Source organism: Microbacterium hibisci, from assembly GCF_015278255.1.
Classification (GTDB): Bacteria; Actinomycetota; Actinomycetes; order Actinomycetales; family Microbacteriaceae; genus Microbacterium; species Microbacterium hibisci.
This window is the reverse complement of record NZ_JADIJC010000002.1, coordinates 308,282-324,716: the sequence shown is the minus strand read 5'-3', so window position 1 is coordinate 324,716 and position 16,435 is coordinate 308,282. Positions and strand designations below refer to the sequence as shown.

The following is a 16,435-nucleotide window of genomic DNA, read 5'->3' as shown; positions in this document are numbered from 1 at the left end:
ACGGATGCCGCGGGTCGCGGCATCCGTCATCACCGCCGTGTCGTGTCAGGCGGGCGGCTGCGTGTACGCCAGCGTGATGATCCAGCTGTCGCGCGACAGATCGGCGAGCTGGTAGTAGACCTTGCGGTCGGGGATCCAGCCCTTGGTCAGGGGACTGTCGAGTCGCACGTGGTCGGCGGCGACGCGGGCGCCGCGGCCGTCGGCGTCGCGGATGGCCTGCACGCGCGTCCAGTGCGCCAGGAGCTTGCCGAGGTCGTGTTCGTCGAAGAGGTGCGAGTGCCGCTGCATGATGTGCAGCTCGGCGTCATCCGGGTGCGCATCGCGCAGGTCGAGTCCGAGCGACATCTCGGGGTCGGTCACCGCGACGACGGTGGCGGCACGGAAGCTGACGTTGCGGATCTTCAGCGGCACCTCTTGCCCTGCGACCTCGGCGATCAGCTGCGTGTGGAACCCGAAGGTGCGGGGCGCCTCACGCTCGACGCGGACGTCCTTGACGTCGACGCCGAGCTTTCCCGCGACGATCTCCTTCGCGAGGGCGCGCTTGCGGTCGTGGTCCGACAGCTTGGGCTCCCAGCCGAGCCGTGCCGTGATCCCCGCCGGAGTCTCGAGAAGCACCGATTGCATGATCCACCTCATCTCCGCGGGCCGTCCGCCCCTCCATCCTGTCCCGGCGATGGACGGTGAGGAAGATCGCCACGCCTGTTCGACGCCCCTCACCGCGCTGCACGCAGCGGACCGAAGGCGGGCCGGTGACGACGACACGCCGGTGACGGATGCCGCCGCCCGGCGTGTCGCGTCCCGCACGCGGCGTCCGGCACCTCGGCCACGAGGCGGTTTCGTCCCGTCGACAGTGCGAAGGGCGGGACCCGCAGGCCCCGCCCTTCGCGTCCGGCTCAGTCCGACCAGGCGGAGGCGACCGAACCCGCCGACGCGGGCGAGTCCGCGGGCGAGTCCGCAACCGGAGCGGGGGCCGGCGCCGCGGGTGCCGGGGCGGGCGCGGACGGGGCGACCGGGGTGGCGGCGCTCACCGCGCTGAGCGGCGAGTCCGGTGAAGCCGCCGTCGCGGGCGACGGGACCGCCGGAGACGGTGCGGGCGAGGCCGCGGTGACCACGGACGCCGATGTGTCGGTGACCCGCAGCGTGACGCCCGCGGGGTCGATCGTCTTGCCCTGCGGCCCCACGATCGCACCGCCCGGAAGGACGGTGCCGTCCGAGGTCTGCAGGTTCATCGTCGCGGCCGTCGCCGCCGCCGCGCCGCCCACGAGCGTCAGCCCGACGGCACCGGCGACCCCGAATCCGATCCACTTCTTCTTGCTCAGCATGTCTTTCTCCTCTCGAAACCGCCGGGGCTCCGGGGGGACGAGGGCCCCGGCGGTGATTCCATCGTGGCGACGGCGGCTAAGCCGCTTCGAAGTCGCGGATGAGACGGCTCTTAGGTTCGGCCGAGGGCGTCGGCGGGTTGGTCGACGACGGATGCCGCGGCCCGCAGCAGCGCGGCGGCGCGGGCGTCCTCCCGCATCTCGGCCGCACCGAGGGCGTGCCCGAGAAGGTGCGTCGCGGCGCGGGCGCGGAAGCCCTGCGCCCGGCCGGCGTCGTCGTCCCACCGGCGCAGAGCCGCGCGGGCCAGCGTCCACACGAGCTCGTCGCGCGGCGCAGGGGTGATCAGGGCACTCGCGACCGCGTGCGCGAGGAAGGCCGCGCTGTCATCGGCCGGCACACCGACGCCCGCGGTGTCGACATCGATCACGGCGGTGAGCCGGCCGCCGTCGTCTTGGAACAGCTGGCCGAAGTGCAGATCGCCGTGGATGACCGTCGTGGGAGCCGCGTCGCGCCACGCCTTCCTGACGCGGGACTCCAGGGCGCCGAACGCGCCGTCGTACGTCCTCAGCCGACCCGCGTACCAGTCGAGCCGCCGCTCCAGCCCGGTGCGGGCCTCGTGGGTCACCGGGACGGCGGCGATGCGCCGCCGGAGGGCGTCGACCTCGTCGAGGAGGCACTCTGCATCGCCGAGGGCGTCGGCGACCGGCCTGCCCGCGGCGGGCGCGAGCACGAGCAGGCCCTCCTCCGACCAGCCGTGGATGGCGGGCACCGGGACGCCCGCGCGCGCCAGCGCGGTGTGGATGTCGACGATCCGCCGGGTGCGGGCGGGAGGGAGAACCTTGACCCAGGCGTCGCCCGTCGTCGTCGGCACGCGCACGACGCCGCGTCGTCCCGGGCGGTACGCGACGAAGACCGGCGGACCGGACGGCGAGAGCCCGAGCCTGGTCAGCAGCACCGCCGCGGCATCGGCGAAGGCGACCGGGGCCAGGGACGGGAGATGAGGGTCGGCCGGGTGCAGCCAGATGCGCGCATCGGGCGCCTCGGCCGGCCCTGTCGCGAGCCCGGTCTCACGCTCGACCGGCCGGCGCGACGTGTCGACGAAGTACGTGACACCCACCCCCGCGGTGTCCGTCGCACGGGCGTCGGCGTCCGCCGCCGGAGCCTCGGCGTCCGCGGCCGGCGCCGCGGTGTCCGCGCCGGCCGGCGCCTCGGTGACCAGGAATCCGGCCACGGTGCCGGAGCCCAGCGGCTCACGGCTGAGCAGGCGGATGTCGGTCACGGGCGCGAGCTCGAGTGCCTCGCGGAGCAGGTCGGCCTCGGGCGCGGCGGGGTGCGGGTGCATCCTTCGATCCCAGCACGGCCGCGGGCCGCACGGCATGAGACCTCTCTTAGGGAGCGGGATGCGGCATCCGCACGCAGGAATACTGGAGGGGTGGACGATCCCGCGCACGCCCCGAAACGCCGTCTTCCGGCGCTCTCGGTGCGCACGCGGCTGATCGCCGTCATCACGATCGTCTCGGCGATCGGCATGCTCGCGGTGGGCTTCGTCGTCTATCTCGAAGAGCGCGGACGGATCCTGCAGCAGGTCGATCGCCTGCTCGAGGCGAACCTCGAGTCCGCCGGGTACCTCGTGGAGCGGGGCGACGATGACACCGGCACGTGGGACTCCACCGCGCAGGCGCTCGCTGTCGTCGTCCAGCGCGCGGCGCCGGACGACAACACCGGCACGGTCGGGGTGATCGACGGCACTCCCGCACTCGTGCCCGGGGTTCCGCTCGATGTCGACCTGCTCGCCGTCGACGGCTTCGTGCCGCACGTCGTCGCGGGGACGGAGAGCGGCGACCCCGTGATCGGCACCTTTGCGGAGGAAGGCGTCACGTGGCGCTATCTCGGCGCCCCCATCTCGGTCGGCGCCGAACCGGACGACACCGGCCTGTTCATCATCGCGTACGACGTCGAGGCCGAGCTCGCCGAGATCGACTCCGCCGCCCGTGTGTGGGCGATCGCCTCGGCGGTGACGCTCGTCGTCATCGCGGCGGTCGCAGCGCTCGTGACCACCAGGCTGCTGCGTCCGCTCCGTCAGATGCGCGAGACCGCCGAGCGGGTGTCGGCGCAGTCGCTGTCGGAGCGTCTCCCGATCGTCGGCCGCGACGACGTCTCGGAGCTCGCGGCCACCATGAACGACATGCTCGACCGCCTCGACGAGGCGCTCGACTCGCAGCGCCGGCTGCTCAGCGACGTCGGCCACGAGCTGAAGACGCCCATCACCATCGTGAGCGGCTACCTCGACGTCGTCGACCCCGACGATCCGCGCGACGTGCGCGAGACCCGCGACCTCGCGGTCGATGAGCTCGCCCGGATGGCACAGCTGGTGCAGGATCTCGCGTCGGCGGCGGCGCTGCACGGCCCCGCGCCGGTGAAGCCGGTCGCGGTCGACGCCGCCGACCTCGTGCAGCAGATCGTGCGCAAGGCGCACGGCATCGAAGGAGCGGCGATCGAGGCCGGCCCGATCGCCGAGGTCGTGACGGCTCTCGACCCGGGCCGTGTCACGCAGGCCGTGCTGCAGCTCGCGCAGAACGCGGTGACGCACGGCGGCGGGCGCATGGTGATCTCCAGCGCCGTCGCCGGCGACGCCCTCGAGATCTCGGTGCGCGACTTCGGCCCGGGCGTCCCACCCGACGCCCGGGCACACGTCTTCGATCGCTTCGTGCGCGGCGCGGATGCCGAAGGCCGCTCGGGCAGCGGCCTGGGCCTCAACATCGTGCAGGTCATCGCTCGCGCGCACGGGGGCGGTGCGCGCGTCGAGGACGCCCCGGGCGGAGGCGCGGTCTTCACGGGGTGGCTGCCGCTGACCGCAGCACGCCAGTCCGTGCCGGCGGGGCTCGTCGTCCCGCCCCGTCCGCCGTTGCCCACCGCCGACCTGGAAGCCGATTGAGGGGAACACGTGGCATCCATCCTGATCGCCGATGACGAGGCCCGCATCTCGGGGTTCATCGACAAGGGCCTGCGCTCTGCGGGCTTCGCCACGCGCGTCGCCACCACGGGTCCGGACGCGCTCGACCTGGCACTGAGCGGCGAGTTCGACCTGCTGGTCCTCGACGTGAACCTTCCCGGGATGGACGGGTTCGCGGTGCTCGAGAGCCTCCGAGGATCCGGATCGCGGATGCCGGTGATCATGCTCACCGCTCGCGTCGAGCTGCACGACACCGTCGCCGGCCTCGAGGGCGGGGCCGACGACTACCTCGGCAAGCCGTTCCGGTTCGACGAGCTGCTCGCGCGGATCCGCCTGCGCATGCGCCGCGACGAGACCGTCGGCGGAACGCAGCTCACGCATCGCGATCTCACCCTCGACGTCCGCACCCGGCGCGCGCACCTGGGAACGATGGCCGTCGAGCTGTCGGCACGCGAGTTCGCGCTGGCGGAGGAGCTGGTGCGCAACGCCGGACAGGTCCTCAGCCGCGAGCAGCTGCTCAGCCGCGTGTGGGGCTACGACTTCGACCCCGGCTCCAACGTCGCCGACGTCTATGTCGGCTACCTGCGCCAGAAGCTCGGCCCCGGCCGCATCGAGACGGTGCGCGGCGTGGGGTATCGGCTGGTCTGACCGCCGTCCGCGACCGCGGGCTGCGCGCCGAAGTCCGGAGCATCCGAGTTCCGGGAGATCTCCGAGTTCGGGCGGTAATCCGCCCAGCACGTCAACCCCCTCCCGCGGGCGCGGCCCGCTGGGAGGATGAGCCCATGGCCAGGCGTGCGACGGTGATCGGCAGCGGGCCGAACGGGCTGTCGGCCGCGGTCGCGCTGGCGCGCGCCGGGTACGAGGTGCGGGTGCTCGAGGCCGCCTCGACCGCCGGCGGCGGCGTCCGCACCGCGAACCTCACGCTGCCGGGCTTCCGCCACGACGTCGGTTCGGCGGTGCACCCGGCGGCGCTCTCGTCGCCGTTCTTCCGCGCGTTCGGCATCCACGAACGAGTGGGCTGGATCCATCCGCTCGCGTCGTACGCCCAGCCGCTCGACGGCGGCCGGGCGGCGATCGCATGGCGCGACCTCGAGCGCACGGCCGATGCCCTCGGCCGTGACGGCCGGACGTGGCGGGCGGTGCTCCGGCCGCTCAGCAGCCGCCTGGGCGGAGTGGTCGACTTCACCGGATCGCAGCTGCTGCGGTGGCCGCGGCATCCGATCACCGCCGCCCGCTTCGGGCTGCGCACCCTCCAGCTCGGCACGCGGCTCGGACGCGGCACCTTCGAGACCGAGGAGGCGAACGCACTGCTGGCAGGCGTGCTCGCGCACGCGAACACGCCGTTGCCCTCGATCGGTGCCGCCGCGTCGGGGCTCTTCCTCGCCGCGCACGCGCACTCGGCCGATGGCTGGGCCTTTCCGCGCGGCGGCGCCCAAACGATCGCCGACGCGCTCGTGGCCGATCTGCGCGCGCACGGCGGCGTCGTCGAGACCGGTGTGAGGGTGGAGACGCTGGACGGGCTGGAGTGGGGCGATCCGGATGCCGGAGACCTGCTGCTGCTCGACACCACGCCGCGGCTGCTGCTGACGCACCCGCACCTGCCGGCGCGCTACGCGCAGGCGCTCCGGCACTACCGGTACGGGCAGGCCGTCGCGAAGGTCGACTTCGCGCTGGACGGCCCCGTGCCGTGGGCGCACCCCGAGGTCGCCCTGGCCCCCACCGTGCACGTCGGCGGCACCCGCGAAGAGATCGAGGCCGGCGAGAACGCGGTGGCGCGCGGCGGCATGACCGAGCGGCCCTACGTGCTCACCGTGCAGCCGAGCGTGCTCGACGGCACGCGCGCGCCCGAGGGCAAGCACGTGCTGTGGACGTACATCCACGTGCCGGCCGGCTCGACGTTCGATCCGACCCAGGTGATCGTGCGGCAGATCGAGCGCTTCGCGCCGGGGTTCCGGCGTCACATCCTCGCGAGCCACGCCACGACCGCGGCGCAGCGCGCCGCCGACAACCCGGCCGACATCGGCGGCGACATCCTGGGCGGCGCCTTCACGCTCGCGCAGGCGTTCCGGCGGCCCGTCGTCTCGCGCACCCCGTGGCGCACGCCGCTGCGCGGCGTGTACCTCGCGTCGGCCGCCACGCCGCCCGGGCCCGGCGTCAGCGGCATGCCAGGCTGGCTCGCCGCGCGCCAGGCGCTGCGCGACCGCCGCGGCGGCGAGCGCCTGGAGCTCGAGGACCTCTTCGGGAGCTGACATGCGCCTCGGGCTGCGACTCCTCACGGATCCTGTGCCGCGCTGTCGGGACGGCGAGATGAGACCGGAGCGGCGGCGGTACGCAATCGTTGCGGCTCACCGCGTCCCGGAACACGGCGGGGAGCCGGGCTGATGGACGGCTTCGCCGCGGTCGACTTCGAGTTCGCGCGGCAGGTGCTGCAGCGGGGCATCGCGGCGCTGTTCGTCATCGCGTTCCTCTCGACGCTGAACCAGTTCCGGCCCCTGCTCGGCGAACGCGGCCTGCTGCCGGCGCCCGAGCTCCTGGACTGGGCGCGCTCCTCGAAGCGCGGGCGGCGACTCCTCCGGCCGACGGTGTTCCGCCACGTGCGGTACACCGACGGGCGGCTCGTGGCGCTGTGCGCGGGGGGCATCGTGGTGGGTGCCGCGCTGGTCGCCGGCATCCCGCAGCTGGCGCCCCCGTGGGTGCCGATGCTGTGCTTCCTCGCGCTGTGGCTCGGCTACATGTCGATCACCAGCATCGGCCAGACGTTCTACGGCTTCGGCTGGGAGATGCTGCTCCTCGAGGCCGGGTTCCTCGCGGCGTTCCTCGGCTCGGACGACCAGCCGCCGCCGACCGTCGTGATCGTGCTGTTCTGGTGGCTCGTCTTCCGCCTCGAGTTCGGCGCGGGGATGATCAAGATCCGCGGCGGCCGGGAGTGGCGCCACCTCACCGCCCTGATGTACCACCACGAGACGCAGCCGATGCCGGGCCCCCTGAGCCGCCAGGCGCACCTGCTCCCCCGCTGGTTCCACCGTGGCGAGGTCATCGGCAACCACTTCGCCCAGCTCGTGGTGCCCTGGTTCCTGTTCGCCCCACTGCTCGGGCTGTTCGTCCCGGGTCCGATGCCGGCGATCGTCGGCGCGGTCGCCGCGGTGATCGTCATCGCGACGCAGACCTGGCTCGTCGTCACCGGCAACTTCGCGTGGCTCAACTGGATGACGATCGTCCTGGCGTTCTCCGCGATCGGCGTGCCGGGTGTCGGCGCAGAGCCGCGGGCTGCGGCATCCGATGTCCCGTGGACCGTCGACGGGATCCCGTTGTACTGGGCCGTCGTCACGGGCGCCGTCGGTGTGCTCTTCCTCGTGCTGAGCTGGTGGCCGCTGCAGAACCTCTTCGCGCGCCGGCAGCTCATGAACGCCGCGTTCAACCGGTGGCAGCTCGCCAACGCGTACGGCGCGTTCGGCACCGTGACGAAGGAGCGGATCGAGATCGTCGTCGAGGGCACGATGGACGAGGATCCGGATGCCGCGACCTGGCGCGAGTACTCCTTCAAAGGCAAGCCGGGCGACGTGCGGCGAGTGCCCCGCCAATTCGCGCCGTACCATCTGCGGCTCGACTGGCTGATGTGGTTCCTGCCGCTGGGCCGGTCGCTCGAGGACTGGTTCTCGGCATTCCTCGTGAGGCTGCTGGAAGCGGATGCCCCGACCCTGGGCCTGCTCGCCGACGATCCCTTTGACGGCCAGCGGCCGCGCTGGGTGCGGGCGGTGTCGTACCGCTACCGCTTTAGCACCCGCGAGGAGTTCCGCACCTCGCGCGCGCGGTGGGTCCGCGACCGCCGCCGGCCCGTCATGGGCCCCGTCGCGCTGCGCCGCTGAGTCGCCGGCGCCTTCAGCCGGCGCGACCCGGGCGGACCGCGCTCCCTCCCCTACCCCCCTTCACTTGGCGCGACACGCGGAATCGACGAAACGATTCCGCGTGTTGCGCCAGGTGAACGGGCGGGAGCCGGCATGGGTGGGGGTCAGGGCACGGGGTCGCCGGCGTCCTCGCGGGTCGCCTTGCTGCGGCGGGCCGTGAGATCGACGATGCCCACCACGAACGCGAGGGCGAGGAAGACGCCGACCGACAGCATCCCGAACGCGTACGCGTCGTGGTAGACGACGAGACTGTCGTGCGAGCCGGACTCGCGGTAGATGGTCGCGTAGAAGAGCGAGAGGGCGACGGCGGTGCCCACCGCGGCGCCGATGCGCTGGCCGAGCTGGCCCACCGAGCCCGCGAGACCGCCCTGCTTGACCGGGATGTCGCCCAGCGTCAGAGCCTGGTTCGGCGCGATCACCAGCCCGCCGCCGGCCCCTCCGAGCGTCATGAAAGCGGCGGCGATGTAGGGCGTCCACGCCGGGTCGGTGTACAGCGCCGTGAGCACGAGACCGATCACGCAGGCGAGGACGCCCGCCAGGCCCCACACCACGACCGCACGGCCGTGCGTGCTCACGAGGTTGCCCCCGACCCACGAGGTGACGGCGCTGGCCAGCGCGAATCCGATCGACACCATGCCCGCGTACACCGGCTCGAGCCCCAGGCCGATCTGCAGGAACAGGGTCGTCGTGAGGAACATCGCAGGCGCCGCGGTGAAGTACGCCGTCTGCAGCAGCGTGCCGTTGCGGTACGACGAGATGCGGAAGAGTCCGAGCGGGATGAGCGGGTTGCGGCCGCGCGCGGCGTACCGGCGCTCCCAGGCGATGAACGCCGAGACGAACAGCGCGAAGGCCACGAGCAGCCACCATCGCGCGGGGTTGTCGGTCGGCGCGCCGGTGGTGAAGAGGAAGGGCCACATCAGCGAGACGATGCTCGCCCCGAACAGCAGCACGCCGACCGGGTCGAGCTGCACCGGTCGCTGCGATCGCGTGCGGGTGTCTGGCAGCAGCCACAGCGCGAGGCCGATGGCGGCGAGGCACAGCGGCACGTTCATCCAGAAGATCAGGCGCCAGCCGTCGGTGGGGCCGCCGAGAGCGATGAGCAGCCCGCCGAGCGTGGGGCCGAAGGCCGTGGCGATGCCGATCGTCGCGCCGAAGAGCCCGAAGGCGCGGGCGCGCTCCTTGCCCTGGAAGAGCTCCTGCGCCATGCCCAGCACCTGCGGCATCTGGATGCCGGCCGCCACGCCCTGCAGCAGTCGCCCGACGAGCAGCACCTCTGCGGTCGGCGCCAGCGCGCAGATGACGCTCGTCACCGTGTAAAGCGACAGGCCGACGACGAACAGCGTGCGTCGCGAGCGCTGGTCGCCGAGCCGCCCCATCGGCACCAGCACCAGGCCGAAGGTCAGCACGAAGCCCGACACGATCAGCTGCAGCTCGGTGGACCCGGCATCGAGCACCTCGCCGATTGACGGCAGCGCGACGTTGACCTTGGTCATGTCGAGGATCGTGATCGCCGCGACCGAGACGCACACCCAGAACGCCCGCCAGCGTGCGCCGGAGGAGATCGGTATGACCGCGGTCGTCGCCGGCACGGCACGGGCCGTGCTCGAGGTCTTCGTCGGTCTCGGCGCGGGCTCAGGCATCCCGTCCAGGCTACTGCCGTCCTCTCGGGGCAGGGCCCGTCCCGGGCCGGCGCACTCGGGGAAGGCCTCGCCCCGGGCCGGCGAATGTCCCACTTTGGCCCGTTCGCGCCGCCCGGAGTGGACGAAATCGGGACATGCAGGAGGGGAAGCGGGACATGATGGAGGGGTGAGACTCCTCGTCGCCGCCCTCGCCTCCGAGCTCGTCGCCTTCCCCGACCCGCTGCCCGGCTTCGAACGTCTCGTCACCGGGCCGGGCAAGCTCCAGGCCACCTACGCGCTGACGCGCGCGCTGGACGCGACCGCCTACGACGAGGTCGTGGTGGTCGGCACCGCGGGGGCCATCGACACGCTGCTCGAGGCATCCGTCTACGAGATCTCGGGCGCCCTCCAGCACGACGTCACCGACATCGACGGCATCGTCGGCCAGCACGTCTCGTTGCCGCCGCGCGTCGAGCTCGGGGCCGAGGGCGTCGTCATCGCGACCGGCGACCACTTCGTCGACGACGCCGAGGCCGTCGCCGTGATCCGACCGCTCGGCGCGGGGCTCGTCGACATGGAGACCTACGCGTACATCTGGGTGGCGCAGCAGTTCGGCGTGCCGATCCGCGTGCTGAAGGCTGTGTCTGATCGCGCGCAGGACGGTGCGATCACCGACTGGCACGCGGCCGTGACCGCCTGCAGTCACCAGCTGCGTGACCGGATCCGCGCCGACTACGGCGTCTGACCCCCGCAGCGGAGCCGGCGACGGCTGCGCTCAGTCGCTGCTGCTGCGCGAGAAGACGCTGCGCAGCACGAAGAACACGATGACGGCGAAAATCGCGACGATCACGAGCTTGCCGATGAACCACAGCAGCGAGAACAGCACGTCGACGAGGAACCACGCGATCACGATCGCTGCGATGACGCCGAGGATCGTCCAGATGGTGCCCTTGTTCACGACCCCAGCCTATGCGGCCGCGACGACGACGGCGGCGTCCTGACGGACGACGCTCGGTCCTTCGGGCGTCGCCTCGACGGCGAGCTGCGCGGGCAGCTGCTCCTTCATCGCGGCGACGTGGCTGATCACGCCGACGGTGCGGCCACCCTGGCGCAGCTCGTCGAGCGTGCGCATGGCGAGGTCGAGCGTCTCCTCGTCGAGTGATCCGAAGCCCTCGTCGACGAACAGCGTGTCGAGCCGGACTCCGCCCGCCCGCGCCGTGACCACCTCGGCGAGCCCGAGCGCCAGCGCGAGCGAGGCGAGGAACGTCTCACCACCGGACAGCGACTGCGCCGGCCGGGCCTGACCCGTGAACGCGTCCATGATCTCGAGGCCGAGACCCGAGGCGGCACCGCGTGCCGCGCGCGCGTCGGTGTGCTGCAGGCGATAGCGCCCCGACGACATGTCGCTCAGTCGCAGGTTCGCCGCGGCCACGATCTCTTCGAGCTCGGCGGCCAGCACGAACGTCTCGAGGTCCATCTTCATGGTGTTGGGGGCGCGGCCCGCCACGGTGTCGGCGAGGCGCGTGACCACGGCGGCATCGGCGGCGCGCGCCGCCACGCCGGCGTACGCGTCGTCGACCTGCATCGACAGGTCGCGGAGCGATGCGACCACGGTGTGCGCGTCACGCTCGGCGCGGAGGGCGACGGTGCGGGCCGCATCGGCGACCTCGAGGACCGCCTGCGACGCCGCGGTGTCGGCGGGCTCTTCGGGTGCTCCCGCCAGGTGCAGCTCGAGCTCGAGCATCCGCGCGCGCGTCGCGGCGAGCTGGGCGTCGTGCGTCGACACCCGCTGCGCCATCGCGTCGACGGCAGTGGAGGGCAGGAGGGCTGCGGTCGCCTCTTCGGCGGTCGCGAAGACGGATGCCGCGATCCGCGTGCCTGCCTCCGCATGCGTTTGCGCGGCCTGTTCGTCGGCACGACGGGCCGCATCGCGGGCGTCCCGCGCGGCGCGCGCGGCGTCGCGGACCGAGGTGACGTGGGCGACACGCTCGGCCACACTGGCGAAACCGCCGCGCGCGGCGATCACCACGCGGGTCGCCGCGTCGACCGTCGCGGTGAGTGCCGCGATCCGCGAGCGCGCGGCGTCCGCCCGTTCGCCGAGCGCCGCCCGCGACGCCTCCGCCTCCGCATCGAGCGCCACGAGCGCAGTGCGCCGTTCGACGAGGCCGTCGCGGCGCACGCCGGCGCGCTGCGCCGCGGCGAGCTCGTCCGCAGCCACGGCGAGGCTGTCGCGCAGCGATTCGACGGTCTCGCCGCCTGCGCGCGCGGCGGCGAGGGCGTGGCGCTCGCGCGCGGTCTTCGCGGCGTCGGAGGCGGACCGCTCGGTCCGGGCGGCCGCGTCGCGCGCGGTCTCGGCCCCGGCGAGCATGTCGTCGGTCACAGGCTCGGCCGCAGGTGCGGCGGGAGCGGGGTGCGAGGTCGAGCCGCACACGGCGCAGGGCTCGTCGTCGGCGAGCTTGGTCGCCAGTTCGCCCGCGTAGCCGTCGAGGCGACGCTGCAGCAGACGGGCGACCGTCGCGGCCGCGGCCGCGGCGGCCTCGGCGGCGTCGCGATGCGCCCGCTCCGCCGCCCGCTGCGCGCCGGCGAGCTGATGGGCTTCCTCCGCGGCGGCGAGGCGCTTGGCCGTCTCGGCGTGACGCACGCGGGCCGGCTCGAGGCCTGCGGCCGTCGCACGCTCCGTCTCGAGCTCGGCATCGATCCGCGCCAGCTCACCGGGCACCTCCGCGCGCTGCGCGTCGAGGGTCGCGATGTCGTCGTCCAGGCGCGCCGCGGCGGTCGCGGCATCCGTCAGCTCCGCCTCGTCCGCGGCGAGCGCCGCTTCCTGCGCGAGCGCTGCGGTGGCCACCGCCAGCACTCCGGTGAGCCGCTCGACGACGCCCGAGAGGTCGGCCGCGAGGTCGGCCGCGGCGCCGGTGGCGGTGACGGTGTCGGTGTCGTGGGTGTCGGCCGCGATGGTCGCGGCCGCTCGCGCCCACGCCGCGTCGGCGTCCGCGGCCGCCTCCGACGCGGCCACGGCGACGCGGTCGGCGCGCGCGACGGCGTCGAGCGTCGCGCGCAGCACCTCGGCGGCACGGGCGGCGTCCAGACGGCGGCGGTCGGTCGCGATCTCGTCGCCCGCGTCTTCGAGCGCCTGCAGCCGCGCGCGAGCACGGCCGAGCTCGGCCTGATCCTTCGCCAGCGCGACCACCGCGGCGTGCGCCGCCTCGGCGGCCACGCGCGCTTCATCGGCCGCCGCGCGCTCGCGCACGAGTGTGTCGAGCCGGTACGCGGCGCGCTGCTCGCCCAGCTCGACAGCCGCCCGCCGCGCGGCCAGGTCGGCGAGCGCATCGTCGGCCCTCTCGTCGTCCGGCAGCAGCTCGTGCGTCGCGATGAGCCGCTCGGCCTGATCGAGAAGGGTCCGGGCTCGCTCACCCAGCGCGTCGAGCTCGTGCTGGGCGGCCTTGCTGCGCTCCCCCAGTTCGCGCGCATACTCCTCGTAGCGCCGCGAGCCGAAGAGCGCCCGCAGCAGCGACTGGCGTTCGGTGCCCGACGCGAGCAAGAACCGCGAGAACCGGTTCTGCGCGAGGAGGATCACCTGCTGGAACTGCAGGGCGTTGAGGCCGAGCACCTCGTCGAGGAGCAGCCCGACTTCGCGCGGCTTGCCCGCACGGCCCACCCACTCGCCGTCGACGAGCTCATCGAGCTCCGCGCGCGTGGGCTCGGTCGTCAGCCCGCCGCCCCGGCGCGACGGCCGCTGGTATTCCGGAGCGCGCGTGACGCGCCAGCGGCGCTCACCGACCGTGAACTCCAGACGGACCTCGGTGGGATCCTCCGGGGCGCAGTGATCGCTGCGGAGACGCTTGTCGCCGGACTCGTAGCGGGGCACGCTGCCGTACAGGGCGAAGCAGACGCCGTCGAGAATGCTCGACTTGCCCGCGCCGGTGCGGCCGGCGATGAGGAAGATGCCGTCGCGCTCGAACGCGGCGAAATCGACGCTCTGACGCTCACGGAACGGACCGAAGCCGGTGAGCTCGAGATGGTGGAGCCTCACGCGGTCGCCTCCACCCGTGTGCGCTCCTCGAGGAGCTCGCCGACGAGCTCGGCCTCGCGCTCGGTCGCGCCCTCACCCTCGCGCACGTGCACGAGGAAAGCGTCGACGAGCTCGGCGTCGTTGCGGGCGGCGCGCACGCGCTGCGCGTACGTCCGGGCGTCGTCCTTCCGCGCCGCCGCGGGCGAGTGACGGACCTCGGCGCAGTGCGGGAAGCGCGCGAGCAGGCGCCGCATCGGGTCGCGCTGCGGCAGCGGGTCGGTGTATTCGGCTCGCACCCAGTCCCCGCCGTGCGCGGAGAAGCGCTCGTCCTCGAGCAGCTCGTCGAGCGTGCCGGTGAGGGTGACGAGGGCGCGCGGCACGGGAAGCGGCAGCCACTCCACGACCCCGAGGCCGTCGGCGCCGAGCTCGACCAGCCACGAGCCGCGCGGCTTGTGGCCCTCGTCGAAGCTGTAGTGCAGGGGCGCCCCGGCGTAGCGCACGCCGGGTGCGAGCTGCTGGCGGCCGTGGATGTGGCCGAGGGCCATGTAGTCGACGCCGTCGAACGTGGAGAGCGGCACGATGTCGAGGCCGCCCTGCTGGATGTCGCGCTCGAGGTGGGGCGTCGGCTCGACGCCCGCGGCGAAGCAGTGCGCGACGGCGACCGCGCGCCCGCCCCGGGTCGCGGCATCCGTCCGCACCAGGTCCATCGCGTGCGCCAGGACATCGGCCTGAGTCCGGACGCCGGTCCACAGCGAGCGCAGCAGCACCGGCTCGAGGTACGGGATGCCGTAGACGTGCACCGGGCCATGCTCGTCGGCCAGCGTGACCGGCGTGCCGACCGACTCCGGGTCGGTGATCACGTGGATGCCCTCGCGCAGCAGCTGCGCCTGGAAGCCGAGGCGCGCGGCCGAGTCGTGATTGCCGCTGGTGACGACGACGGCGGCGCCGGCATCCGCGAGGCTCCGCAGCGTGTCGGAGAGGAGCGTGTAGGCGCCTGCGGCAGGCGTTGCGGAGTCGAAGACGTCGCCCGCCACGATCACGAGATCCACCCGGTGCTCGCGCACCTGCTCGACCAGCGCCCCGAGCACACCGCGCAGCGCATCGAGCGTGGCATGGCCGTGGAACGACCGCCCGATGTGCCAGTCCGAGGTGTGCAGGATCCGCATGCTCACACGGTACGTTCGCCCGCGGACATCGGCGCCCAGGCAGGCCGCGGAACAGCCAAGGCCGGGCCTGTCCACGCCGAGTCCAGGGCTCGCGGCGAGGTGCCGCCCCGTAGGCGAGGCCGCGGACGTATCGTGGAACATGGCTCACACCGCAGACACCGCCCCGCGATCGACCGTCGTGGCGCTCGTCGGCGCCGACAGCGACGAGCTGCTGACGGGACTTGCCGACGTCCCCGCCCTCGTCGCGCTGTCGCTGCGCGAGGCCGAGCCGGCGGTCGCCGCCCACCTCGTCGCCTCTGTCTCGATGCCGTATGTGGTGCACGACGCCGATCCGCTCGAGCATGTCGCCTCGGCGTGGGTCGAGCTGTACGAGGAGCGCGCGACGCTCGGCTCGCTCGAGGCGGAGGTGGGCGCGCTGCTGTCGCTCTTCGCCTCCGGCGAAGCGGTGATGCCCGACTACTACGTCGTCGCCGGGCCCGAGGCGATCGAGGGCACCTGGCGGCACTGGTGGCTCGGCGCGCTCGCCCACCGCGCGCCGTCGCGGGTGCTGCCGGTGGAGGCGTCCGGCGCCGCGCTGCGCGCCCGGCTGCGTGCGCTCCCCGCGTCGCGACCGTGGCCAGAGCCGTCGTCGTGGCTGCCGCGCGTGCAGTTCGACATCCCCGATCGCGTCGGCCTGCGCGATCAGCCGGGAGCCGCCTGATCCATGGCGAGGGTGGAACGGTTCGCGCACGCCGGCGCGACGATCGTCGCCGAGCGCCGCGGGCGGGGCGGGCACGTGTACGTGCTCGTGCACGGCATCGGCATGGGGCGGAGCGTGTTCGCCGACCTCGCGCGCCATCTGGGCGACGGCGAGGTGATCGCGATCGACCTGCCCGGGTACGGGGATGCTCCCGAGCCCGCGCGCGTCCTCACGATGGAGCGCACCGCCGACCTGGTCGCGGCGTACCTGCGGGAGCGCGTCGCCCGTCCGGCGGTCGTGGTCGGGCACTCGATGGGGGCGCAGGTGGCGCTCGAGATGGCGGTGCGACACCCGGAGGTCGTGGATCGCCTCGTGCTCATCGGGCCGACCGTCGACCCCGCGGCGCGAACGGCGCCTCGCCAGATCGGGCGCCTGCTGCTCGACATCGCCGTCGAGAGCCCGACGGTGATCGTGCGCGGCGCACGCGAGTACCTGCGCGCGGGGCCCCGGCTTCGCGCGAAGTTCCATGCGATGCTCGTGCACCGCCCCGAGGACGTCCTGCACCTCGCGGACGTCCCGGCGCTCGTGCTGCGCGGCGAGGAGGATCTCGTCGTGCTTCCGGACTGGTGCCGGCAGGTCGCCGACGGCCTGCCGCAGGGCCGGCTCGAGGAGGTGCCCGACCACGGTCACGAGACGATGATCCGGGATGCCGCACCCGTCGCCCGCCTCATCCGCGAGTTCGCCGCAGAAGGCTGACCGGCATCGCGACTGCCTCTTGGCCGCG

The 16,435-nt window shown here is 73.5% G+C and carries 14 protein-coding genes; 7 read left to right on the top strand and 7 right to left on the bottom strand.

The genetic code is table 11. The annotated features are described in order from the left end of the window. Positions 1-45: 45 nt before the first annotated feature. The 3 genes from IM770_RS05635 to IM770_RS05625 all read right to left on the bottom strand — a co-directional run bounded on the left by IM770_RS05635 (position 46) and on the right by IM770_RS05625 (position 2,662). Positions 46-624 carry a hypothetical protein gene (locus IM770_RS05635; RefSeq protein ID WP_203580157.1) on the bottom strand — a complete coding sequence of 193 codons (579 nt, stop codon included), beginning with the start codon at positions 622-624 and terminating at the stop codon, positions 46-48. A gap of 269 nt (positions 625-893) precedes the next feature. After that, the gene (locus tag IM770_RS05630; protein ID WP_203580156.1) at positions 894-1,322 is read right to left on the bottom strand and encodes a hypothetical protein; all 429 of its coding nucleotides are present in this window, start codon (positions 1,320-1,322) and stop codon (positions 894-896) included. Between the two features lie 110 nt (positions 1,323-1,432). Continuing rightward, the gene (locus IM770_RS05625) at positions 1,433-2,662 is read right to left on the bottom strand and encodes a phosphotransferase family protein (protein WP_203580155.1); all 1,230 of its coding nucleotides are present in this window, start codon (positions 2,660-2,662) and stop codon (positions 1,433-1,435) included. Positions 2,663-2,752: 90 nt separating this feature from the next. Here IM770_RS05625 and IM770_RS18030 point away from each other — a divergent pair, with 90 nt between their 5' ends. The 4 genes from IM770_RS18030 to IM770_RS05605 all read left to right on the top strand — a co-directional run bounded on the left by IM770_RS18030 (position 2,753) and on the right by IM770_RS05605 (position 8,139). Further along, positions 2,753-4,255 (top strand): sensor histidine kinase, encoded by a 1,503-nt coding sequence (locus tag IM770_RS18030; RefSeq protein WP_203580154.1) that lies wholly within the window; start codon positions 2,753-2,755, stop codon positions 4,253-4,255. A gap of 9 nt (positions 4,256-4,264) precedes the next feature. Then, positions 4,265-4,921 carry a response regulator transcription factor gene (locus tag IM770_RS05615; RefSeq protein ID WP_203580153.1) on the top strand — a complete coding sequence of 219 codons (657 nt, stop codon included), beginning with the start codon at positions 4,265-4,267 and terminating at the stop codon, positions 4,919-4,921. 134 nt (positions 4,922-5,055) lie between these two features. Then, positions 5,056-6,522, top strand: coding sequence for a phytoene desaturase family protein (locus IM770_RS05610; RefSeq protein ID WP_203580152.1), 1,467 nt, complete (start codon positions 5,056-5,058; stop codon positions 6,520-6,522). Between the two features lie 132 nt (positions 6,523-6,654). After that, positions 6,655-8,139: a lipase maturation factor family protein gene (locus IM770_RS05605; RefSeq protein ID WP_203580151.1), complete on the top strand. Its 1,485-nt coding sequence runs from the start codon at positions 6,655-6,657 to the stop codon at positions 8,137-8,139. A gap of 143 nt (positions 8,140-8,282) precedes the next feature. Here the strand turns inward: IM770_RS05605 and IM770_RS05600 are convergent, their stop codons facing one another. Beyond that, a complete protein-coding gene (locus IM770_RS05600) occupies positions 8,283-9,818 on the bottom strand; it encodes an MFS transporter (protein WP_203580150.1) in 1,536 nt (511 codons plus the stop codon). Between the two features lie 166 nt (positions 9,819-9,984). Between IM770_RS05600 and IM770_RS05595 the strand changes: the two genes are divergently transcribed. Further along, a complete protein-coding gene (locus IM770_RS05595; RefSeq protein ID WP_203580149.1) occupies positions 9,985-10,542 on the top strand; it encodes a phosphorylase family protein in 558 nt (185 codons plus the stop codon). Between the two features lie 30 nt (positions 10,543-10,572). On the opposite strand, the gene IM770_RS05590 is transcribed toward IM770_RS05595, so the two are convergent. From IM770_RS05590 to IM770_RS05580, 3 genes are read right to left on the bottom strand one after another with little or no spacing between them, the layout of a single operon-like run. Next, positions 10,573-10,755, bottom strand: a complete 183-nt coding sequence (locus IM770_RS05590; RefSeq protein ID WP_203580148.1) for a hypothetical protein — start codon at positions 10,753-10,755, stop codon at positions 10,573-10,575. 9 nt (positions 10,756-10,764) lie between these two features. Then, entirely contained in the window at positions 10,765-13,827 is a 3,063-nt protein-coding gene (locus IM770_RS18155; RefSeq protein ID WP_203580147.1) for an AAA family ATPase, read from the bottom strand. After that, positions 13,824-14,972: an exonuclease SbcCD subunit D gene (locus tag IM770_RS05580; RefSeq protein ID WP_203580146.1), complete on the bottom strand. Its 1,149-nt coding sequence runs from the start codon at positions 14,970-14,972 to the stop codon at positions 13,824-13,826. The genes IM770_RS18155 and IM770_RS05580 overlap by 4 nt, the downstream gene beginning before the upstream one ends. 139 nt (positions 14,973-15,111) lie before the next feature. On the opposite strand from IM770_RS05580, the gene IM770_RS05575 reads away from it, so the two are divergent. Beyond that, a complete protein-coding gene (locus tag IM770_RS05575; RefSeq protein WP_203580145.1) occupies positions 15,112-15,672 on the top strand; it encodes a hypothetical protein in 561 nt (186 codons plus the stop codon). Between the two features lie 3 nt (positions 15,673-15,675). After that, positions 15,676-16,407: an alpha/beta fold hydrolase gene (locus tag IM770_RS05570; protein ID WP_203580144.1), complete on the top strand. Its 732-nt coding sequence runs from the start codon at positions 15,676-15,678 to the stop codon at positions 16,405-16,407. Positions 16,408-16,435 lie beyond the last annotated feature (28 nt).